Origin of the sequence: Cupriavidus sp. L7L (genome assembly GCF_004353535.1) — a bacterium.
Lineage (GTDB): Bacteria > Pseudomonadota > Gammaproteobacteria > Burkholderiales > Burkholderiaceae > Cupriavidus > Cupriavidus oxalaticus_A.
In genome coordinates, this window is record NZ_SMNY01000022.1 from 161558 (window position 1) to 179915 (window position 18358).

At 66.3% G+C, this 18358-nt stretch carries 17 protein-coding genes and 1 pseudogene; 5 read left to right on the forward strand and 13 right to left on the reverse strand.

Features of this window, described 5'->3' with window-relative positions:
* Window positions 1–144 precede the first annotated feature (144 nt).
* Window positions 145–513 (forward strand): VOC family protein, encoded by a 369-nt coding sequence (locus E1J61_RS20215; RefSeq protein ID WP_133095799.1) that lies wholly within the window; start codon window positions 145–147, stop codon window positions 511–513.
* 3 nt (window positions 514–516) lie between these two features.
* Here E1J61_RS20215 and E1J61_RS20220 read toward each other — a convergent pair whose 3' ends face one another.
* The 5 genes from E1J61_RS20220 to E1J61_RS20240 form a co-directional block, all read right to left on the reverse strand.
* Window positions 517–825, reverse strand: coding sequence for a helix-turn-helix transcriptional regulator (locus E1J61_RS20220; protein ID WP_133095800.1), 309 nt, complete (start codon window positions 823–825; stop codon window positions 517–519).
* A 218-nt stretch (window positions 826–1043) separates the two neighbouring features.
* A complete protein-coding gene (locus E1J61_RS20225) occupies window positions 1044–2546 on the reverse strand; it encodes a tripartite tricarboxylate transporter permease (protein WP_133095801.1) in 1503 nt (500 codons plus the stop codon).
* A 13-nt stretch (window positions 2547–2559) separates the two neighbouring features.
* A complete protein-coding gene (locus E1J61_RS20230; protein WP_133095802.1) occupies window positions 2560–3021 on the reverse strand; it encodes a tripartite tricarboxylate transporter TctB family protein in 462 nt (153 codons plus the stop codon).
* Between the two features lie 202 nt (window positions 3022–3223).
* Window positions 3224–3544, reverse strand: coding sequence for a hypothetical protein (locus tag E1J61_RS20235; protein ID WP_133095803.1), 321 nt, complete (start codon window positions 3542–3544; stop codon window positions 3224–3226).
* Window positions 3545–3556: 12 nt separating this feature from the next.
* Window positions 3557–4696, reverse strand: coding sequence for a GNAT family N-acetyltransferase (locus E1J61_RS20240; protein WP_133095804.1), 1140 nt, complete (start codon window positions 4694–4696; stop codon window positions 3557–3559).
* 774 nt (window positions 4697–5470) lie between these two features.
* On the opposite strand from E1J61_RS20240, the pseudogene E1J61_RS20250 reads away from it, so the two are divergent.
* Both E1J61_RS20250 and E1J61_RS20255 read left to right on the forward strand, forming a co-directional pair.
* A pseudogene (locus E1J61_RS20250) lies at window positions 5471–5802 on the forward strand (MHYT domain-containing protein); the annotation flags it as partial.
* A 228-nt stretch (window positions 5803–6030) separates the two neighbouring features.
* Window positions 6031–7470: an NAD-dependent succinate-semialdehyde dehydrogenase gene (locus tag E1J61_RS20255; protein WP_133095805.1), complete on the forward strand. Its 1440-nt coding sequence runs from the start codon at window positions 6031–6033 to the stop codon at window positions 7468–7470.
* A 73-nt stretch (window positions 7471–7543) separates the two neighbouring features.
* Here the strand turns inward: E1J61_RS20255 and E1J61_RS20260 are convergent, their stop codons facing one another.
* The 6 genes from E1J61_RS20260 to E1J61_RS20285 form a co-directional block, all read right to left on the reverse strand.
* Complete coding sequence (locus E1J61_RS20260; protein ID WP_133095806.1) at window positions 7544–7930, reverse strand: cytochrome C oxidase subunit IV family protein; 387 nt, start codon at window positions 7928–7930, stop codon at window positions 7544–7546.
* 8 nt (window positions 7931–7938) lie between these two features.
* Window positions 7939–8640 carry a heme-copper oxidase subunit III family protein gene (locus tag E1J61_RS20265; protein WP_133095807.1) on the reverse strand — a complete coding sequence of 234 codons (702 nt, stop codon included), beginning with the start codon at window positions 8638–8640 and terminating at the stop codon, window positions 7939–7941.
* A gap of 34 nt (window positions 8641–8674) precedes the next feature.
* On the reverse strand, window positions 8675–9322 hold the full coding sequence (locus E1J61_RS20270; protein ID WP_133095808.1) for a bb3-type cytochrome oxidase subunit III: 648 nt from the start codon (window positions 9320–9322) through the stop codon (window positions 8675–8677).
* Entirely contained in the window at window positions 9319–11076 is a 1758-nt protein-coding gene (gene ctaD / locus E1J61_RS20275) for a cytochrome c oxidase subunit I (RefSeq protein WP_133095809.1), read from the reverse strand. The genes E1J61_RS20270 and ctaD overlap by 4 nt, the downstream gene beginning before the upstream one ends.
* A gap of 10 nt (window positions 11077–11086) precedes the next feature.
* A complete protein-coding gene (locus E1J61_RS20280) occupies window positions 11087–12424 on the reverse strand; it encodes a cytochrome c oxidase subunit II (protein WP_133095810.1) in 1338 nt (445 codons plus the stop codon).
* Window positions 12425–12738: 314 nt separating this feature from the next.
* Window positions 12739–13242 (reverse strand): hypothetical protein, encoded by a 504-nt coding sequence (locus E1J61_RS20285; protein ID WP_133095811.1) that lies wholly within the window; start codon window positions 13240–13242, stop codon window positions 12739–12741.
* Window positions 13243–13539: 297 nt separating this feature from the next.
* Here E1J61_RS20285 and E1J61_RS20290 point away from each other — a divergent pair, with 297 nt between their 5' ends.
* Together E1J61_RS20290 and E1J61_RS37440 are read left to right on the forward strand one after the other, a co-directional pair.
* Entirely contained in the window at window positions 13540–13719 is a 180-nt protein-coding gene (locus tag E1J61_RS20290) for a hypothetical protein (RefSeq protein WP_029047537.1), read from the forward strand.
* Between the two features lie 68 nt (window positions 13720–13787).
* Window positions 13788–13952 carry a hypothetical protein gene (locus tag E1J61_RS37440; protein WP_165971506.1) on the forward strand — a complete coding sequence of 55 codons (165 nt, stop codon included), beginning with the start codon at window positions 13788–13790 and terminating at the stop codon, window positions 13950–13952.
* A gap of 35 nt (window positions 13953–13987) precedes the next feature.
* On the opposite strand, the gene E1J61_RS20295 is transcribed toward E1J61_RS37440, so the two are convergent.
* Both E1J61_RS20295 and E1J61_RS20300 read right to left on the reverse strand, forming a co-directional pair.
* Window positions 13988–14182 (reverse strand): rubredoxin, encoded by a 195-nt coding sequence (locus E1J61_RS20295; protein ID WP_133095812.1) that lies wholly within the window; start codon window positions 14180–14182, stop codon window positions 13988–13990.
* A gap of 70 nt (window positions 14183–14252) precedes the next feature.
* The gene (locus E1J61_RS20300) at window positions 14253–18290 is read right to left on the reverse strand and encodes a DUF748 domain-containing protein (protein ID WP_165971507.1); all 4038 of its coding nucleotides are present in this window, start codon (window positions 18288–18290) and stop codon (window positions 14253–14255) included.
* Window positions 18291–18358 lie beyond the last annotated feature (68 nt).

Here is an 18358-nt window from a genome sequence, read left to right on the forward strand (position 1 = left end):
CCTGTGCTTATTGCGGGCGACATTCAGCCGCCAAAACCTGTACGCTATCGGCGTGGGACGCGCGTGGCGCGCATGTCCGCCGTGGCATGCGCCGTGCCATGATGACGCGCTGCTCCCTCCACACAGCTTTGGGAGATTGCGGACATGGCTATCCAGCTCAATCACACCATCGTGTTTTCCCATGACAAGAAGGTATCGGCCGACTTCCTCTGCGAGATACTGGGTCGTCCGGCGGCAGTGCCGTTCGGGCCATTTCTTGCCGTCCGGCTCGACAACAGCGTCACGCTGGACTTTATGGACGCCGAAGGCGATGTTGCCCTGCAGCACTACGCCTTCCTGCTGAGCGACGCCGAGTTCGACCAGAGCTTTGCCCGCATCCGCGCGCGCAACCTGATGTACTGGGCCGACCCGTACCGCCGCCGGCCGGAACAGGTCAGTACCGACGATGGCGGCCGCCGGATCTATTTCGAGGACCCGAGCAAGCATTTCCTGGAGATCTTCACCAGGGAATGACGCTCAGGGCTGCTCGCCCTCGTCCGGCGCCAGCTCCGCCTTCAGCACCGCAAGGTGCGAGATGTACTGCTCCAGTTCGGCACGCCCGCGCTCCGTGATGCAGTACACGCGGCCGCAGCCTTCGACCAGCTCGGCGGTAATGGCACGCGCCATCATCAGGCTGCGCAGCACCGGCCGCAGCGAGCGGATGTTCTTGTCGATGCCGCGTTCGCGCAGGCGTTCGACCAGGCTCAGCACCGTCGAAGGACTCGACTGCACGAGCTTGAGGACGTAGATACGTGAGAAAAACCGGTCAAGGGTTGGCGGTTTCATGGGCGCTGTCGGCGCACCCGACGGTGCGGGAATCCTGATCATCATGCGCAGCCCATGACTGCTGCCGCAGTCGGGCACTCTCTTGTCGTGATGGCGGGCCGTGCGGCCCAGCCAAAGAAAAACGGGGTGCACAGAGGCACCCCGGAACGCTTGCGTTGTGATGCGCCGCCTGGGGTGAACCGTTCCGACGGCGCATTCCCGGGGCAGCACGCGCGGCGCTATTCTTCCTGGAACGCTTCTTCGCGCTTGGCCTTGATCGACGGCAGGGCCACCACCGCCACCAGCGCGGCAGCCGCGATCAGCAGGCCGACCGACAGCGGGCGCGTCACGAACACCGTGAAGTCACCACGCGACAGCAGCAGCGAGCGGCGGAAGTTCTCTTCCATCATCGGCCCCAGCACGAAGCCCAGCAGCAGCGGCGCCGGCTCGCACTTGAGCTTCAGGAACAGGTAGCCGATGATGCCGAAGCCCGCAGCCATGAACACGTCGAAGGTCTGGTTGTTGACCGAGTAGACGCCGATGCAGCAGAACGTCAGGATCGCCGGGTACAGGAAGCGGTACGGCACGGTCAGCAGCTTGACCCAGATACCGATCATCGGCAGGTTCAGGATGATCAGCATCAGGTTGCCGATCCACATCGAGGCGATCAGGCCCCAGAACAGCGCCGGGTTGCTGGTCATCACCTGCGGGCCGGGCTGGATATTGTGGATGGTCATCGCGCCCACCATTAGCGCCATCACCGCGTTGGGCGGAATGCCCAGCGTCAGCAGCGGGATGAACGAAGTCTGCGCCGCTGCATTGTTGGCCGATTCCGGACCCGCCACGCCTTCGATCGCACCTTTGCCGAACTCGTGCGCAAACCTGGAGGTCTTCTTCTCGAGCGAGTAGGCCGCGAACGATGCCAGTGCCGCACCGCCGCCAGGCAGGATGCCCAGCGCCGAACCCAGCGCCGTGCCGCGCAGCACTGCGGGGATCATGCGCTTGAAGTCGTCCCTGGTCGGGAACAGGTTTGTGACCTTGTTGGTGAAGGTCTCGCGGGCTTCCTTCTGCTCCAGGTTGGCGATGATTTCCGCGAAGCCGAACATGCCCATGGCCAGTGCCACGAAGTCGATGCCGTCGGTCAGCTCCGGCACGTCGAACGAGAAGCGCGCGGCGCCCGAGTTCACGTCGGTTCCGATCAGGCCCAGCAGCAGGCCCAGCACGATCATCGAGATCGCCTTGGGCAGCGAGCCGGAAGCCAGCACCACGGCGCCGATGAGGCCCAGCACCATTAGCGAGAAGTATTCGGCGGGACCGAACTTGAACGCGATTTCCGACAGCGGCGTGGCAAACGCGGCCAGGATCAGCGTGGCCACACAGCCGGCGAAGAACGAACCCAGGCCGGCGGTGGCCAGCGCCACGCCCGCCCGTCCCCGCCTTGCCATCTGGTAGCCGTCGATGGTTGTCACCACCGACGACGATTCGCCCGGCAGGTTCACCAGGATGGCGGTGGTCGAGCCGCCGTACTGGGCGCCGTAGTAGATGCCGGCCAGCATGATCAGCGCGGCCACCGGCGGCAGCGTGTAGGTGATCGGCAGCAGCATGGCGATGGTAGCCAGCGGCCCCAGGCCAGGCAGCACGCCGATCAGCGTGCCCAGCACGCAGCCGAGGAAGGCGTAGGCCAGGTTCTGCAGCGACAGGGCCGTGGAGAAGCCCAGCGCAAGATGGTCAAACAATTCCATGGTTTGCGACTCCTTAGCTGCCCAGGAAAGCCGGCCACACCGGCATCTGCAGGTTGATGCCGTACACGAACGCACCCAGGCTGATCAGCACCAGCACTACGCCGTTGAGCAACGCGCCCTTCCAGCTGAATTCATGGCTCGCCATCGACGACACCAGCACCAGCACGAACACGGACAGCACCATGCCGAGCGGCTTGAGCAGCAGGCCGAACAGCACTACCGAACCCAGGATCCACAGCAGGGTCTTCAGGTCCCAGCGGGCAAGGTGGTCTTCCTCGCCCCTGGACGAGAGCGAGCCGAGCAGCACTACCGCGCCCAGCACGGCGAGCACCAGGCCCAGCAGGAAGGGGAAATATCCGGGTCCCATCTTTGCGGCCGTTCCCATGGAATAGCCGCGTGCGACCCAGGAAAAGCCCAGACCGACCAGGATAAACATCAGGCCGGAGGCAAAGTCCTTTTGGCTGCGTATGCGCAAAACGATTCTCCTCAAAGTTCATGAAATGCAAGGCCGGGACGTGCGCTGGCTCTGCGCAACGCGGCATGCCGTGGGCATGGTTTCCGACGGATGGATCGAACCTTAAAGAGGTGATCTTTCAGGTGCCTTTCATTTGTCTTTGTTTACGGGTATTTACCGATATACCCTTTAAATAAGGGGTTTTTTGACAGAATGGGCTGCTTCAATACATCATGATGTGATGCATCTGCTCGCAATGCCGTTCGTATTGGAAGTGGTGGTCGGCGCAGGCTGGATGAGGGTTGCTATTGGCCTGGCGAATAAGACGGCGCGCGCTTGCGTCAGGGCAAGGCGCGGCCGTTAAGACGCGCTGGTGTGTGCCGGCGCGTGTGCCGGGAGGGAGTGCCAGCGGTTGCAGGATGACAGGCTGATCTTTCGAATGGCTTTCAGCAAGCATCGGCGGGTGGCGCGGTATGGCAAAGTCGCCGGCGTAATCACGCTCCGCCGCGCCAGCGATCAGCTTCCCGCCGAAGCCGGCAATCACGCCCCCTCACAATCACACCTCCTCAACTAGGCAATCTGCATTGCCCCTGCCGCCATCGCTTGCTTCAGGCTTCGCCTGGCGGGATGGTCTCGCCACAAGCGTCGACGGCAGCGCTGGCCCGAAACGCCCCCCCGGGCGCCTGTACGCCGGGAAGTAGCCGTCCAGTTCGTCCAGCGTGGATTCGTCGCCGCCGGACAGCGCCACATAGCGCTCAGGATCCACAACCACGCGCTGCGTCCGGTACACATGCGTGTCAGGCGAAAAACCTAGCTTGAATTCCTGCAGAGAATCGTTCGCCGAACCCAATCCGCCGCCCAGGTGCAGGCAGCTCATGCGGTTAAGCCGGCCCCATTCGCGCGCGGCATGGATCACCGTCTTTGACGGCTGGCGATGACGGTATTCCCAATCCCAGCCTGCGAGGTGGTATTGCATGATGCCCGACTCGCGTGACACGGTGAACAATGCCCCGCCGATGACGCAGTCGTCCTCTTCGGCCACGAACAGCAACAGGTCGCTGCCGAGGGATCGCACCAGGGTCCGGTAGTATTGCGCGTCGAAGAAGTAATACGCTGACGCATTTAACCGCGTCATGGTTTCGTTGTAGAGCCGGATAAACCGCGGCAGCGTGGCGAAGTCAGTATCTAGCCGTGCGGTGACGCCAGCGCGGCGGGCGCGGTTAATGCCGCGCTTGTGGCGCGCCTGGGTTTCCTGCCACAGCCGCTCCGGGCTCTTCGTGAGGTCGATCGAGACGGTGGCCCCTTGCTCGACCACCAACCCGAAGCGGCTCTGCCAGTCCGCATTCAGCAATGGGTGCATGCGGATAAACCACGACACGCAGCCTTCACGGCGCAGCAACGCCAGCGCGGCGCCAAGCGCCTCGTCGGCGAACCCGGCCGGTGCGCCGTGGCTCACCACCGGTCCTCCGTAACCGTAGGCCGAGGTGGCGTCCCAACTGACATTGGTAAGCGGCCGGCACACGAGCGGAACCAGCAAGTCGCGGGATCCGTCGGTGACATGGACGGCAGCCGCACTGCCGCGCTCACTGCGCTCTGCTGCTACGTACCAGCCTGGCGTGTGATGGCAGTCATGGCGGCAGCGTGCCAGCGTTTCCCGCCACGCTGGCATGCCTGGTTGAAGCAGGATCGATTGCATTGATGATTCCATATCAGAGAACCCGTGCCAGCGCGCTCAGCGCCGGGGCATTGGTCTCGCTGGCATCAGCTTACGGACTGAGGCGCCGCGATGCGCTTTCGATGGGTGAATGACTGGAATGACCGGAAAGTAGTGCCGTTCGCGTGGGCGAGGCCACCAGCCCGGCGGCACCCGCATCGAGGGCACAATTCACGCTGGCGCGAGAACTAGGCCACGATCATTGTTGCCAGGACGCCGAACGCGATCGCGCACACCGCTCACGGTGAGGGATCAGCCGCGTGGAGGACGCGGCAGGCGTGGCAGGTCGGGACCGGGCCGTGGCCCGTCGGTGTAATGCGGCCGGCTGGAACTACCCGCACAGGCCGCGGGATATAGCGGGGAGGGCGATAACAGCTGCTCGAAAGGATCGGGGCCGGGCTGCTCCGACGGCTCGGCGGCTTCCGAAGATGGTATGGGGTGGCCGGCGTCGCCGCGCTCTGCGAACTCGGCCTCGGCGGCCCTGGCCGTGGCGTCCTCCGACACGGTGTGCGCGACCGCATCCTCCCAGCCTTGGAGAGGCAGGAAGGCCAGCATCATGACCAGCAGAAGAAGCCGGATGGCGCGCACGTGAAGACGGTTTAGGGGGTTTAGGTATAGGTCCGACAAATTCTACAGGGCGCGGCACCGGGGGGGTCACGTCTATGTGGTCAACCACACATAGACCGGCGATATCGCGATGACATGGCGTACACGCCCCTGAGGCGTGTGCGGACGACAACGACGCGCAGCCCTGGCTTTGACTGGGACCTGGGCGTGATCGCACTGTCGGCGGTGATCGCCGTCGTGGTGTCGGTAGTGGCGCTGTGGCTGGCCACCACGGTGAAGACGGGCGGCAAGCAGCTGGCCGCGGCGGTGGTGATGGGCGTGGCGGTCTGCGGCATGCACTACACCGGCATGTCCGCCGGCACCATGGTCTGCACCAGCCCGACCTATGCGGCGCCATCGAGGGCGACAGCATCGGCTATGCCGTGTTCAGCCTGACGCTGATCACGCTGCTGGTGATCCTGGTGGTGGAAGCCACCCGCACCGGCGCCACCCCGGCCGCCCGGCCGCGCGACCTGGCCTGAGCGCCCACGGGCGCAGTCCGCTCCGGCCCATAGCTCCCTCGCGCCGGCGGGGGACGGGTGCCGCACTTTCCTCCCTGCCTGCGCCCGCCCCCCCCCCCGGCGCAGCGTGCACTGCATGATCGCCGCAGTCGCGGTAAGCTTGCGTTTTCACTGACGGCCGCGGCCGCGGGGTTGCCCGCCGCCGCGGCCTTGCCCTTCGCCCATCGAACGCCACCAAGGAGAACACGCATGTACCAGGATCTCGCCCTCTATATCGACGGTGAATTCATCAAGGGAGGCGACAGGCGCGAGCAGGACGTCATCAATCCGGCCACCGAGGAAGTGCTGGGCAAGCTGCCGCACGCGACCCGCGCCGACCTGGACCGCGCGCTCGCCGCCGCGCAGCGCGCGTTCGAGAGCTGGAAGAAGTCCTCGCCGCTGGAGCGCGGCAAGATCCTGCGCCGCGTGGGCGAGCTGGCCCGCGAGCGCGCCAGGGAGATCGGCCGCAATATCACGCTGGACCAGGGCAAGCCGCTGGCCGAAGCCATCGGCGAAATCATGGTCTGCGCCGAGCATGCCGACTGGCACGCCGAGGAATGCCGCCGCATCTACGGCCGCGTGATTCCGCCGCGCCAGCCCAATGTGCGGCAGATCGTGGTGCGCGAGCCGATCGGGGTCTGCGCCGCATTCACGCCGTGGAACTTTCCGTTCAACCAGGCGATCCGCAAGATCGTGGCCGCGGTCGGTGCGGGCTGCACGCTGATCCTGAAGGGCCCGGAGGACTCGCCCAGCGCGGTGGTGGCGCTGGCGCAGCTGTTCCATGACGCCGGTCTGCCGCCGGGGGTGCTGAACATCGTCTGGGGCGTGCCCAGCGAAGTGTCGACCTACCTGATCGAATCGCCGATCGTGCGCAAGATCTCGTTCACCGGCTCGGTGCCGGTGGGCAAGCAGCTGGCCGCGCTGGCCGGCGCCCACATGAAGCGCGTGACCATGGAGCTGGGCGGGCATTCGCCGGTGCTGGTGTTCGACGACGCCGACATCGAGCCCGCCGCCGAGATGCTGGCGCGCTTCAAGCTGCGCAATGCCGGCCAGGTGTGCGTGTCGCCGACGCGCTTCTATGTCCAGGAGAAGGCCTACGACAAGTTCCTGGCGCGCTTTACCGAGGTGATCGGCTCGATCAAGGTGGGCAACGGCCTGGACGACGGCACCCAGATGGGCCCGCTGGCGCATGAGCGCCGCGTGCTGTCGATGGAGCAGTTCCTGGACGATGCCAGCCAGCGCGGCGGCAAGGTGGTGGCCGGTGGCTCGCGCATCAGCGCCCTCGGCAACGACAAGGGCTATTTCTTCGCGCCGACCGTGGTGACCGACCTGCCCGACGATTCGCGCCTGATGACCGACGAGCCGTTCGGCCCGGTGGCGCCGGTCACGCGCTTCAAGGACACCGCCGAGGTGCTGCGCCGCGCCAACAGCCTGCCCTTTGGCCTGGCCTCGTATGTGTTTACCAACTCGCTGAAGACCGCAACGGAAGTTTCCAACGGGCTGGAAGCGGGCATGGTCAACATCAACCACTTCGGCATGGCGCTGGCCGAGACGCCGTTCGGCGGCATCAAGGACTCGGGCATCGGCAGCGAGGGCGGCCTGGAGACGTTCGACGGCTACCTTGTGACCAAGTTCATCACCCAGGTCTGAAGCCGAACGACGGCAACAGCCATTGAGGCGGCCTGCCGCCGGCTCCCTCCCGGAGCCGGCGGCGCCCTCCCCGTCAGCGGAAGAAGATGCCGCGCGTCAGGAACGTATAGTTCGCTTCTTCCGCCATCAGCCAGACCAGCACCAGCAGGCACAGCGGCGGGACCAGGATGGCGCAGATCAGCGCCATGCGTTCCCATGCCATGTGCATGAACACCGCCACGATCAGCCCCGCCTTCAGCGCCATGAACACCAGGATCAGCGTCCAGCGCAGGTAGCCGGTGACGTGGAAATAGTCGACCAGGTAGGACAGCGTCGACAGCACGAACAGCAACAACCAGATCTTCAGGTACAGCCCGATGGGATGCTGCTGGCCGCTATGCGCGCCGGCATGCCCGGACTCGTGCGCGGCCGGCTGCGCGGGCGTCGTGGAGCCTGCGGGGGATGCGGGAGTCGATGCCATGGCCGCCCTCACCAGAGATAGAACAACGCAAAGATGAATACCCAGACCAGGTCAACGAAGTGCCAGTACAACCCGGCGATCTCGACGATCTGGTAGTTGCCGGTGGCTTCGTAGCGCCCGCGCAGCACGCGCGTGGCCACCACCAGCAGGTAGATCACGCCGCACGACACGTGCAGGCCGTGGAAGCCGGTGATCATGAAAAACGTCGAGCCGAACTGCGCCGCGCCCATCGGGTTGCTCCACGGCCGCACGCCCTCGTCGACGATCAGCTTGGTCCATTCAAACGCCTGCATGCCGACGAAGAGCATGCCGAACAGCGCCGTCACCAGCATCAGCAGCGCGCATTCCCGGCGCGCGCGCCGGTAGGCAAAGTTGACGGCCATCGCCATGGTGCCGCTGCTGGTGATCAGCACGAAAGTCATGATAGCGATCAGCAGCAGCGGGATATCGGCGCCGCCCACGTGCAGCGCGAATACCTCGCTGGGATTCGGCCATGGCACCGTGGTCGCCATCCGCACCGACATATAGCCGGTCAGGAAGCAGCTGAAGACAAAGGTGTCGGACAGCAGGAAGATCCACATCATGGTCTTGCCCCACGACACCTTGAAGGCCTGCTGGTCCGACGACCAGTCGGCCAGCAGGCCGCGCACCCCGCCAAGTGGCGGAGCCGCGGGCGGCGTGGCCGACGGTGAAGACAGTTGCGTTGACATGCCGCTCTCCTCCTCTTGCGCGTGCGTGCCCGTCCTAGGCCGTGCCGCAGAGATAGCGCACCAGCTCGGGCGTGAGCCAGCCCAGCGCCGCCAGCAGCACCACCCATACCGCCAGCAGGAAATGCCAGTAGCGCGAGCACAGCCGCATGCGCAGCACGGCAACTTCGCCGCTGCCGCGCGCGGCAACCGCGAAGCCCCAGCCCACGAGCCCGCCCAGCACGTGCAGGCCGTGCATGGCGGTCAGCAGGTAGAAGAAGCTGCCCGCCGGATTGCCGGCCGGCATGACCTGCATCGCGCCCAGCGCCTGCCAGGCCCACAGCTGCGAAACCACGAAGGCGGCCGCGCCCAGGCCGCCGAGGCGCAGCGCCAGCCGCGCCACGCCCATGCTGCCGCGGCGCGCCGCGCGCGACGCCACCTCCATCGCCGCGCTGCCGGCGGCGAGCAGGGCGGTGGACAGCCACACCTGCCACGGCAGCGCGATGCGGTGCCAGTCCGGGCTGTCCATGCGCAGCGCATAAGCGGTCAGGAACAGCCCAAACAGCGACGTGACCACCCCCATGAACACCCACAGGCCGGTGCTTGCCGGCGAGCGGCGCCGCGGGTGGCGGTGCGCGGCATTCTCGCCGGAGGGGTTGCCGCCGAAGTCGTCGCGGCTGACCTTGTAGACGGCGTCGGCGTTCATGCTACGGCTCCGCGGCTGGCGTGGGGTTCAGGCTCCGATCCACCCGCTTCGGGCGGCGCATTCTGCGCGATGAAGTCCTCGGGCGCGCCCGGCACGCTGTAGGCATAGGCCCAGCGGTACACCACCGGCAGGTGCGGGCCCCAGTTGCCGTGCACCGGCGGCGTCTGCGGCGTCTGCCACTCCAGCGAGGCCGCGCGCCAGGGATTGCCATCAGTCTTGTCCCCATGGCGCAGGCTCCACACCAGGTTGTAGACAAAGAGCAACTGCGCCGTCGCGACCACGAAGGCCGCCACCGAGATGTACATGTTCATCACGTGCGCGGATTCGGGGATGAAGGCGTAGTTCTCCCAAGCGTAGTAGCGCCGCGGCATGCCCAGCACGCCGAGATAGTGCATCGGGAAGAAGATGGCGTAGGTGCCGATGAAGGTGATCCAGAAATGCACGCGGCCCATGGTGTCGTTGAGCATGCGCCCCGTCACCTTGGGATACCAGTGGTAGATGCCGCCGAACACCACCAGGATCGGCGACACGCCCATCACCATGTGGAAGTGCGCCACCACGAAATACGTGTTCGACAGCGGGATATCCACGCTGACATTGCCCAGGAACAGCCCGGTCAGCCCGCCGATGACAAAGGTGCTGATGAACGCGATCGCAAACAGCATCGGCACCGAGAAATGGATGTCGCCGCGCCATAGCGTGATGACCCAGTTGTACACCTTGATTGCCGTTGGCACCGCGATGATCAGCGTGGTGGTGGCGAAGAAGAAGCCGAAGTACGGGTTCATGCCGCTGACGAACATATGGTGCGCCCACACCACCACCGACAGCACGCCGATCGCCAGGATCGCCCACACCATGGTGCGATAGCCGAAGATGCTCTTGCGCGCATGGACGCTGACCAGGTCGGAGACGATGCCGAACGCCGGCAGCGCGACGATATACACCTCGGGGTGGCCGAAGAACCAGAACAGGTGCTGGAACAGCAGCGGGCTGCCGCCCTTGTAGGTGAGCTGCTGGCCCATCGACACCATCGCGGGCATGAAGAAGCTGGTGCCCAGGGTCTTGTCCAGCAGCATCATCACCGCGGACACGAACAGCGCCGGAAACGCCAGCAGCGCCAGGATGGTGGCCATGAAGATGCCCCACACCGACAGCGGCATGCGCAGCAGCGTCATGCCCTCGGTGCGTGCCTGCAGCACGGTGGTGACGTAGTTCAGGCCGCCCATCGTCGCCGCGACGATAAAGATCGCCAGCGACACCAGCATCAGGATGATGCCCCAGTCATGCCCCGGCGTGCCGGGCAGGATGGCCTGTGGCGGATACAGCGTCCAGCCGGCGCCGGTGGGCCCGCCCGGCACGAAGAAGCTGGCCAGCAGCACGATCACCGACAGCAGGTAGACCCAGAAGCTGAGCATGTTGAGGAAGGGGAACACCATGTCGCGCGCCCCCACCATCAGCGGGATCAGGTAGTTGCCGAAGCCACCCAGGAACAGCGCGGTCAGCAGGTAGATCACCATGATCATGCCGTGCATGGTGACGAACTGGTAATAGCGGTTGACGTCGATAAACTCGAAACGCCCCGGAAAACCCAGCTGCATCCGCATCAGGTTGGACAACGCCACGCCCACCAGACCCACCACGATCGCCACGATGGTGTACTGCACGGCGATCACCTTGTGGTCCTGGCTCCAGACGTAGCGGGTCCAGAAGCTCTGCGGCGCGTGATGGGCTGCATCGTCGGCGTAAGCCATGCGGGTCTCCTCACTTGCGTGGCGGCGCGGGCGCCGCGCCGGGCGGCACGGCCACCGCGGTCGAGGTCGTATAGGTGCCCGAGGCAGCGCCAGGGGCTGGCGCGGGCGCGGCCGTGCCGGCTGCCGCGGTCGTGGCGGCGCTGGTGGCGGCAGCGGGCGCGCCCGGCGCCGCGACCTCCGGTGCGGGGGCGCCGGTTCCCGCCGACTTGATATACGCAATCAGCGCAGCGGTCTCGTCCTCGCTCATCGGCAGCTGCGGCATCACCGGACCGAAGCCCTTCACCAGGCGCGCGTGCGGGTCGGTGATCTCCTTGTGCAGGAAGGCGTCGTCGACCGCGGCGCTGCTGCCGTCGGCAAAGGTCTCGGTCTTGCCGTAGAGGCCCTTCCACGTCGGGCCCACGCCGGGATTGCCGTCGATGCTGTGGCATGCGACGCAGCCCTTGCTTTGCGCCAGCGCGCGGCCCTTTTCCACCACGCCGGCGTCGCTGGCGGCGCCCGGCGCTGCGGCGGCCATGGCGGCCGGCGGTGCCGCCGCCTTCGCCAGCGCCATGGCAAAGGTCTGCTGCTTCGCCAGCCAGGCGTCGTACGCGGCGGGTTCGTCCACCACCACGATGCCGCGCATGTTGTAGTGCCCCACGCCGCACAGCTGCGCGCACAGGATTTCAAAGCGTCCCGTTTGCGTCGGCGTGAACCAGAACGACGTCACCATGCCCGGCACCATGTTCATGCGCGCGCGGAACTGCGGCACATAGAAATCATGCAGCACGTCCTTGGAGCGCAGCAGCACTTTCACCGGCTTGTTCAGCGGCAGGTGTACCTCGGGCCCCACGATGACGATGTTGTCCTGCCCGCGCGGGTCGTCCGGGTCAAGGCCCAGCGGATTGGAACCGGTAATGAAGCGCGGGTCGGAAGCACCCAGCTCGCCGCTCTTGCCCGGAAAGCGGAACCCCCACGACCATTGCTGGCCCACCACCTCCAGCACCATCGCCTCGCGCGGCGGGCGCACGTAGTCGGCGTAGACGAACAGGCCCGGCGCCAGCAACGCCACCACGCCCAGGGTGGTGCCGCCGATCAGCCACCACTCGAGCTTGCGGTTTTCCGGCTCGTAGGCGGCGCGGTGGCCAGTGCCGCCGTTGGGATGCGGCGCATTGTGCCGGTAGCGCCAGACGATGTAGCCGACGAACAGGTTGATGACGACGAAGAATATCCCGGTGATGACGAGGGTAATGGTCAGCGTGTCGTCCATCTGCTTCCAGTTGGACGCCAGCGGGGTCGCCCACCACGGGCTCAGAAAATGGAAGAGCACCGAAGCGACGACGATGACGACGAGTGCAATGGCCAACGCCATAACCACCCTCCTCCTCGCGCGCGGCGAGGGATGCGGAAGTCACGCAAGGTTAGATAAGACTAGTGCATGCCGTCAGGTCACTGCAAGGCGACATGGCGGGCAAATGCGTGCCTCCATGCACAAGCGGTCCGCCCAGAAAAAGCGGCGGCAGGAACCCTTCGGCTCCATGCCACCGCCATGGTCGCGCGCGGCCCCGTGTAATGGCCAAAGCGCGCAGGAAACGTGCATGCGTCTTGCCGTGCCGTTCGGGCACGATCCCCGGGTTGAAAAATGTCTCGGTTCGGCCGCTGAGCACCGCGGCTCATTGCGTCATCTCAGTGCGACACGTCCTTGCTTTCCAGCTTCCAGTAGCACGCCGCGGCCGTCACGCCGAAGATCAGGTGGCCGATGAACGTATGCCAGCCACGCACCTCGACAAACCACGGGAACGCGCGCGTCATCACATAGAAATTGAAGAAGTAGACGACCAGCCCGAACATGGCGCCGGCCAGCATCGCCATGCCGAGGCTCGAGTCCAGCGTGAACGGCGCGATGATCGCCGCCAGGATCATGCCAAGCACCGCGCCCAGCACGAAGTGGATCGCCAGTGCCGCGGCCGCCGTGCCGACGGTGAACAGCGACGTCTGCAGCTCGTCCGGGCCCATCACGATCGCCGCGATCATGCGCGTGGCCACCCACGGATTGACGCCCGACACCATCGACGACCAGAACAGTTCCAGCACCAGCAGCAGCGCGCCCGCGGCCAGCCCCGACACCGCTGCCGCGGTCCAGTCCGGCTGGCGCCGCACGTAATGGTGCGATCGCATGTGAAGTTCCATAGCCACCTCCGTCTCTCTCTCTCTTGAGTTGAGTCGGCGGGACCTTCGACATGGATGGGATCGGGGCCCGCGTCTCTGATCAGCATAGGACACGCGCTTCCCATCAGGCTGCCGGCATGGCGAAAAACACTTCCGCTTCGTGCGTGGCGCAACGCCATCGGCGCAGGAGTGCCGGTAACGATACCTGCGAACGCCCGGCTGCTGTGCACACTACGGGACAATCCCGATGCGCGCTGCCTTGCGCGCGGCACACACTGCCTATACTGGAATCACAAAAGAGAGAGACAGGAGACCGCCATGCACTTCACCGCGCATGATCTTGTATTCCTGATTCCGATGGCGCTGGTGGGCGTGATCGCCATGGGTTCGATCCCGGTGACCGCCAAGTACCTGCGTATCAGTTGCCGGACCATGGGAGCGCTGATCGGCGCGCTGGTCGCGGTGCTGGTGCTGGAAGCGCTGCCGATGCTGATCTGATACCGGCCCGGGAGGCCGGGCCGGCAGGTTTTGCACGATCCGCACGAATCGCGAAGAGGAGGGCCGCCATGTCGATCGCCCTGCTTGCCGCCATCATGGCGGCCCTGCTGCTTGTTACCGTGCTGGTGGCCCTGTGGCGCAGCGTTCACCCGTATCGGATGCGCTACCGGCGTTATGCCGCGCAACGTCACCACACCGGCCTGTGCCGGCCGCCTTTGCGGCGGCATGGCTAGTCAATGCATGACGGCGCTGCAAAGCGCCGTTTGCATTACAGCTCGATCATCGCGAACTCGCCCTTGCCGACGTCGCATTCGGGGCAACGCCAGTCGTCGGGGATGTCATCCCAGCGCGTGCCGGGGGCGATGCCGTCTTCGGGCCAGCCCTGTTCTTCGTCGTAGACCCAGCCGCAGATCACGCACACCCAGGTCTTGTAGGCAACGGCCGCTTCAAGTTGATCCTGCAAAACATTCTCCAGATTCGGTCATGACACATTGTCCGGGCCGAATCATACCGTTTTTTGCCGGCGGCCACGGCTACTGCCGGATCGAGAAATCGACCCGGTTCGGCGCGCCCTTGTCCTTGATGCCCTCGGCCGTGAGCTTGGGCGCGGTCAGGAACAGCCGGCTCTCCGGCACCTTGCCTTCGCGCTCCAGCGACTGCTTGACCACCAGCGCCCGCTGCTCGGCAAGGCGCTTCAGGTCGGCCTCGGAGACAGTGGCATTGGCCATCAGCAGCTTCTCCATTTCCTCGGGCGGCAGCGACTTGGCAAAGCCGACGAAATTGCGCGGCTTCTTCATCGAGGCGCGCTTGTAGACCTCTTCCAGGTACTTCGGGTATTCCTGCTTCGACACCTTGATCTCGGCGCCCTGCACGCCCGACTCGTCGTCGCCGGCCTCGGTGCCTGCCTGCGCGCTGTTGCGCAGGTCGCGCCGCTTCTGCTCGGCCACGCGCGCATCCAGCCACGCGCGGCGCGCGCCGGCTTCGTCGGTGGCCGGGTCGATGCGGCCGCTGATTTCCAGCCGCAGCGAAGGCCGGTCATTGAGCGCCTGGCCCAGCTTGCCGATCTTCTCCTTCGCCGCCGGCGTCAGCGTCGACGTGCCGGGCGCGAACTCGACGTAGCCGAGCTCCTCGCTGCTGCCGCCGAAGGCAGAGGCTATCAAGGAGAACGGCGAAGTGATCGCCTTGGTCAGCAGGTTGACGATCACGCGCACGATCACGCCGCCGATGCTGAATTCCGGATCCGACAGCGAGCCGGAGACGGGCAGGTTCACGTCGATCACGCCATTGCGGTCCTTCAGCAGCGACACCGCCAGCAGCACCGGCAGCTTGGTCGCGTCCGGGCTGTCGACACGCTCGCCGAAGGTAAGCTGGTCGAGGAACAGGTGGTTGCTCGCATCCAGCTTGCCGTTCTCGATCTTGTAGGCGACATCGACGGTCAGCTTGCCCTTGGTGATCGGGTAGCCGGCGTACTTGGCCGCGTACGGCGTCAGCCGCGTCAGCTCGACCCCCGATGCCTTGGCGGCGATGTCCAGGAACAACTGTTCGCCCAGCGGGTTGATCTTGCCGCTGATGGTGACCGGCGCATCGTCGTCGATGCGGCCGTCGAGCACCAGGTCGGCAGGCGCGGGATCGCCCGACGACACCTTGGACACCGAGCCCTTCATGCCAGTCAGGTTGGCCGTGTAGTTCGGCTTGACAAAGAAATCCGAGAAATTGATGTTGCCCTGGTTCACCGACACGCCGCCGATGCGGATCTGCGGCTTGGGGCCGCCCGGCTTCTGCTCGACCTGCGCGGTGCGCGTGTCACCGGCCTGCACCGGCGGCGTCGCCGGCGCCGAGGCCGGGTTGGCCTGCGTCAGGCTGGTGGACGGCGCCGCCTCGCCCTTGGCCGCGCCGCCGGCCAGCACGTCCTGCAGATTCAGGCGGCCGTTGGCGTTCAGGATCACGCGCGCATAGAAATCGGACAGCGCGATATTGCCCAGGCTGACGCGCATCGGGCCCTTGCTCTCATCCATCGCGAAGTCGATGCCCGAGAGCGCGAGCGAGCGCCAGCGCAGGAAATCCTCGCCGCTGACACGGTCGACCGTGCGCACGTTGCCGGCCAGCACGTTGCCGGCAAACTGCGCGGCGATCGGCTTGCCGGTGGGCGCATCGACATTGAGCTTGCCCTTGACGGTCAGCGTGCCGCTACGCAGCGCCGCGTTGAGGCGGTCGGCCAGGTACGGCTGCAGCGGCCCGATTTCGACCTGGCGCAGGTCCAGCTGCAGGCGGCTCGCCGGCATGGCAGGCAAGACGGTACCGTCGATGCCGATCACGCCGCGCTTGCCGGATTCGGCATGCAGCTTCACGGGCACCGCCGCCGGCGTCAGCGGCCAGGCAATGGCACCGGTGTTGAGCGCGATATTGCGGAACTGGTGGATCACCGGACGGCCGCGGTTGGCTTCGGCCGGCTGGTAGTCGGCCACACGCGCGCTGCCGCCGTCGACGGCGATCTTGCCGATCCTGGCTTGCCAGACACCTGCGGCGGCACTGCCGTTCCTGCCATTGGCGCCACTAGCGCCATTCGTGGCATTCGCGGCAGGGGCCGGTGCCTTGCGCGGCGTGGCGCGAGCCTGCTGGGCGGATTCGCTGGCCCACAGCCGCGCCATTTCGAGCAGTTGGCCGCTATGGTCGCGCGTGGCCGCGATCTGCGGCTGCGCCAGCGTCACCTGGCTGGTCGCGAAGGTCTGGCGCGCGAGGTCAAACTGGATATCGTCGAGCACCAGCTTCTCGGCGCGCAGCAGCGGCAGGTTGGCGCCTGCACGGTCGGCCTCGGCGCGTTCGCGCGCACGACGGCTGACGCGCTGGGGGGCCTGCTTCGCGGCTTCATTCGCGGTGTTGGCGGTGTTGGCGGTGTTGGCGGTGGCGGTAGGCGCGGCCGGCATCACCACCGGATCGCGTGTGGCGACATAGAGCGGCGCCAGTTCCACCCGGGACTTTTCCAGCACGAACTGGAACTGCGGCGCCGCCCACGACATGCGGTAGTGCAGCTCGGCATCGACCGCGGTCTCGCCGAACTGGCTGCGCAGCTCGCGCGGCCACCACGCCGCAAAGCCCTGCGGCCGCAGCCCCTTGGTCTCGAGCGTGCCGGCCAGCGTGCCGTCGCGCAGCAGCAGGTCACCGGCATGGTGCAGGGTCTGGCCGTCGGCCACGGTCAGGGTGGCATCGATATGCGCCGGCTTGTCGCCTTCGGTGCCGGCAAAGCCCTTGACCTCGGCGTCGAGCGGGCCCAGCGCCAACTTGCCCGGGCCCGAGGGCGCCAGCGCATCCTCAAACCCGAGGTTGGCCTGCTTTACCACGATGCGGTCGACCGCATAGCGCCAGGGCTGGTCCTTGGCCGCGGGGCCGGCCGGCGCGGCTTGCGCGGCAGAAGCCGAAGGAGCAGGAGCAGCGGAAGCAGCCGCGGCGGGCGCGGACGCCGCCGCAGCCGGAGCCGGAGCGGGGGCCGGCGCCACGCCGTCGGTCGACTTGCTTACCGCCTGCGGCAGGAACGCCGTCGCCAGGTTCAGCGTGCCGTCGGCGCGGCGTACCGCCTGCACCCCCAGCCCTTCGATTTCCACGCTACGCAGCTGGGCCCGGTGCGCCAGCGGCTCGAGCCGGGCAATGTCCAGCGCCAGCCGGCCGCTTTTCACCAGCGGCTGGCCCGCGCGCGTGCGGATATCCGCATCGCGCAGCGCGGCCGTGCCCATCAGCAGCATTTCCTGCGTGTCCTTCTGCTGGCGGAACGCCACCGTCAGGCGCGTATCAAGCTTGCCGGACTTGACCTCGGCATCGCGCAGCGGCGGCGCGAAGGCCATGAGGCGCGTCACGTCGAGCCCGTCGAGATTGACATTGAGCCGGGTCTGGCGCGAATCGGCGAAGGGCAGCACCTCGCCATCGAGCGCCAGCGGCGTGCCGTTGACCCGCGCGCTCAGCGTCGGCCGCGTCACGATCTCGACGTCATGCGGCAGGTTGGACAGGAACGGCAGCGTCAGCGTCAGGTGGTCGACGCGCAGGCTGGTGTCGAGCAGCCTGTCGTCATAGCTGAAGCTGCTGCCGGTCACGGCAATATTGTTGACCGAGAAGCGCGCCGGCTTGGCATCGGCCGGCTTGGGCGGCAGTGCTGCGAATTTTTCCTGGACATCGGCAAAGGTCATGCGCCCGTCGGCGCCGCGCGCGACGCGCACGGCAAGGCGGTCGACGTGCAGATTGTCCACCACCGGTGCCAGATGCCACAGCGATGCCACCGAAGTATTGGCCTCGGCCTCGCCCAGCGTCACCGCAGGCGTCTTGCCGTCGCGCTCGTAGATCGTCAGGTCAGACAGCGTGGCGGCCAGTTCGAACGGCCGCACATGCGCCTTGCCCAGCGTGACCTTGCGCCCGAGTGCTTCAGTCGCGTTCTTTTCGATCAGGTATTTGAGCAGCGGCGGTCCGCCGATATAGCCCGCCAGCCCGAACACCGCGAGCGCGGCAACCACGCCGCCGGCAACGCGGGTCGCCAGCCGGCCGCGCGGCGTGGCGGCCACTGCCTGAATGGATCGCTTGAATTCCATGTCGTCCCAGAAAATCTGACCCCGCACTCCCGCGTTACACGCTGCTTTGTGCCCCGGATTTCACTTTT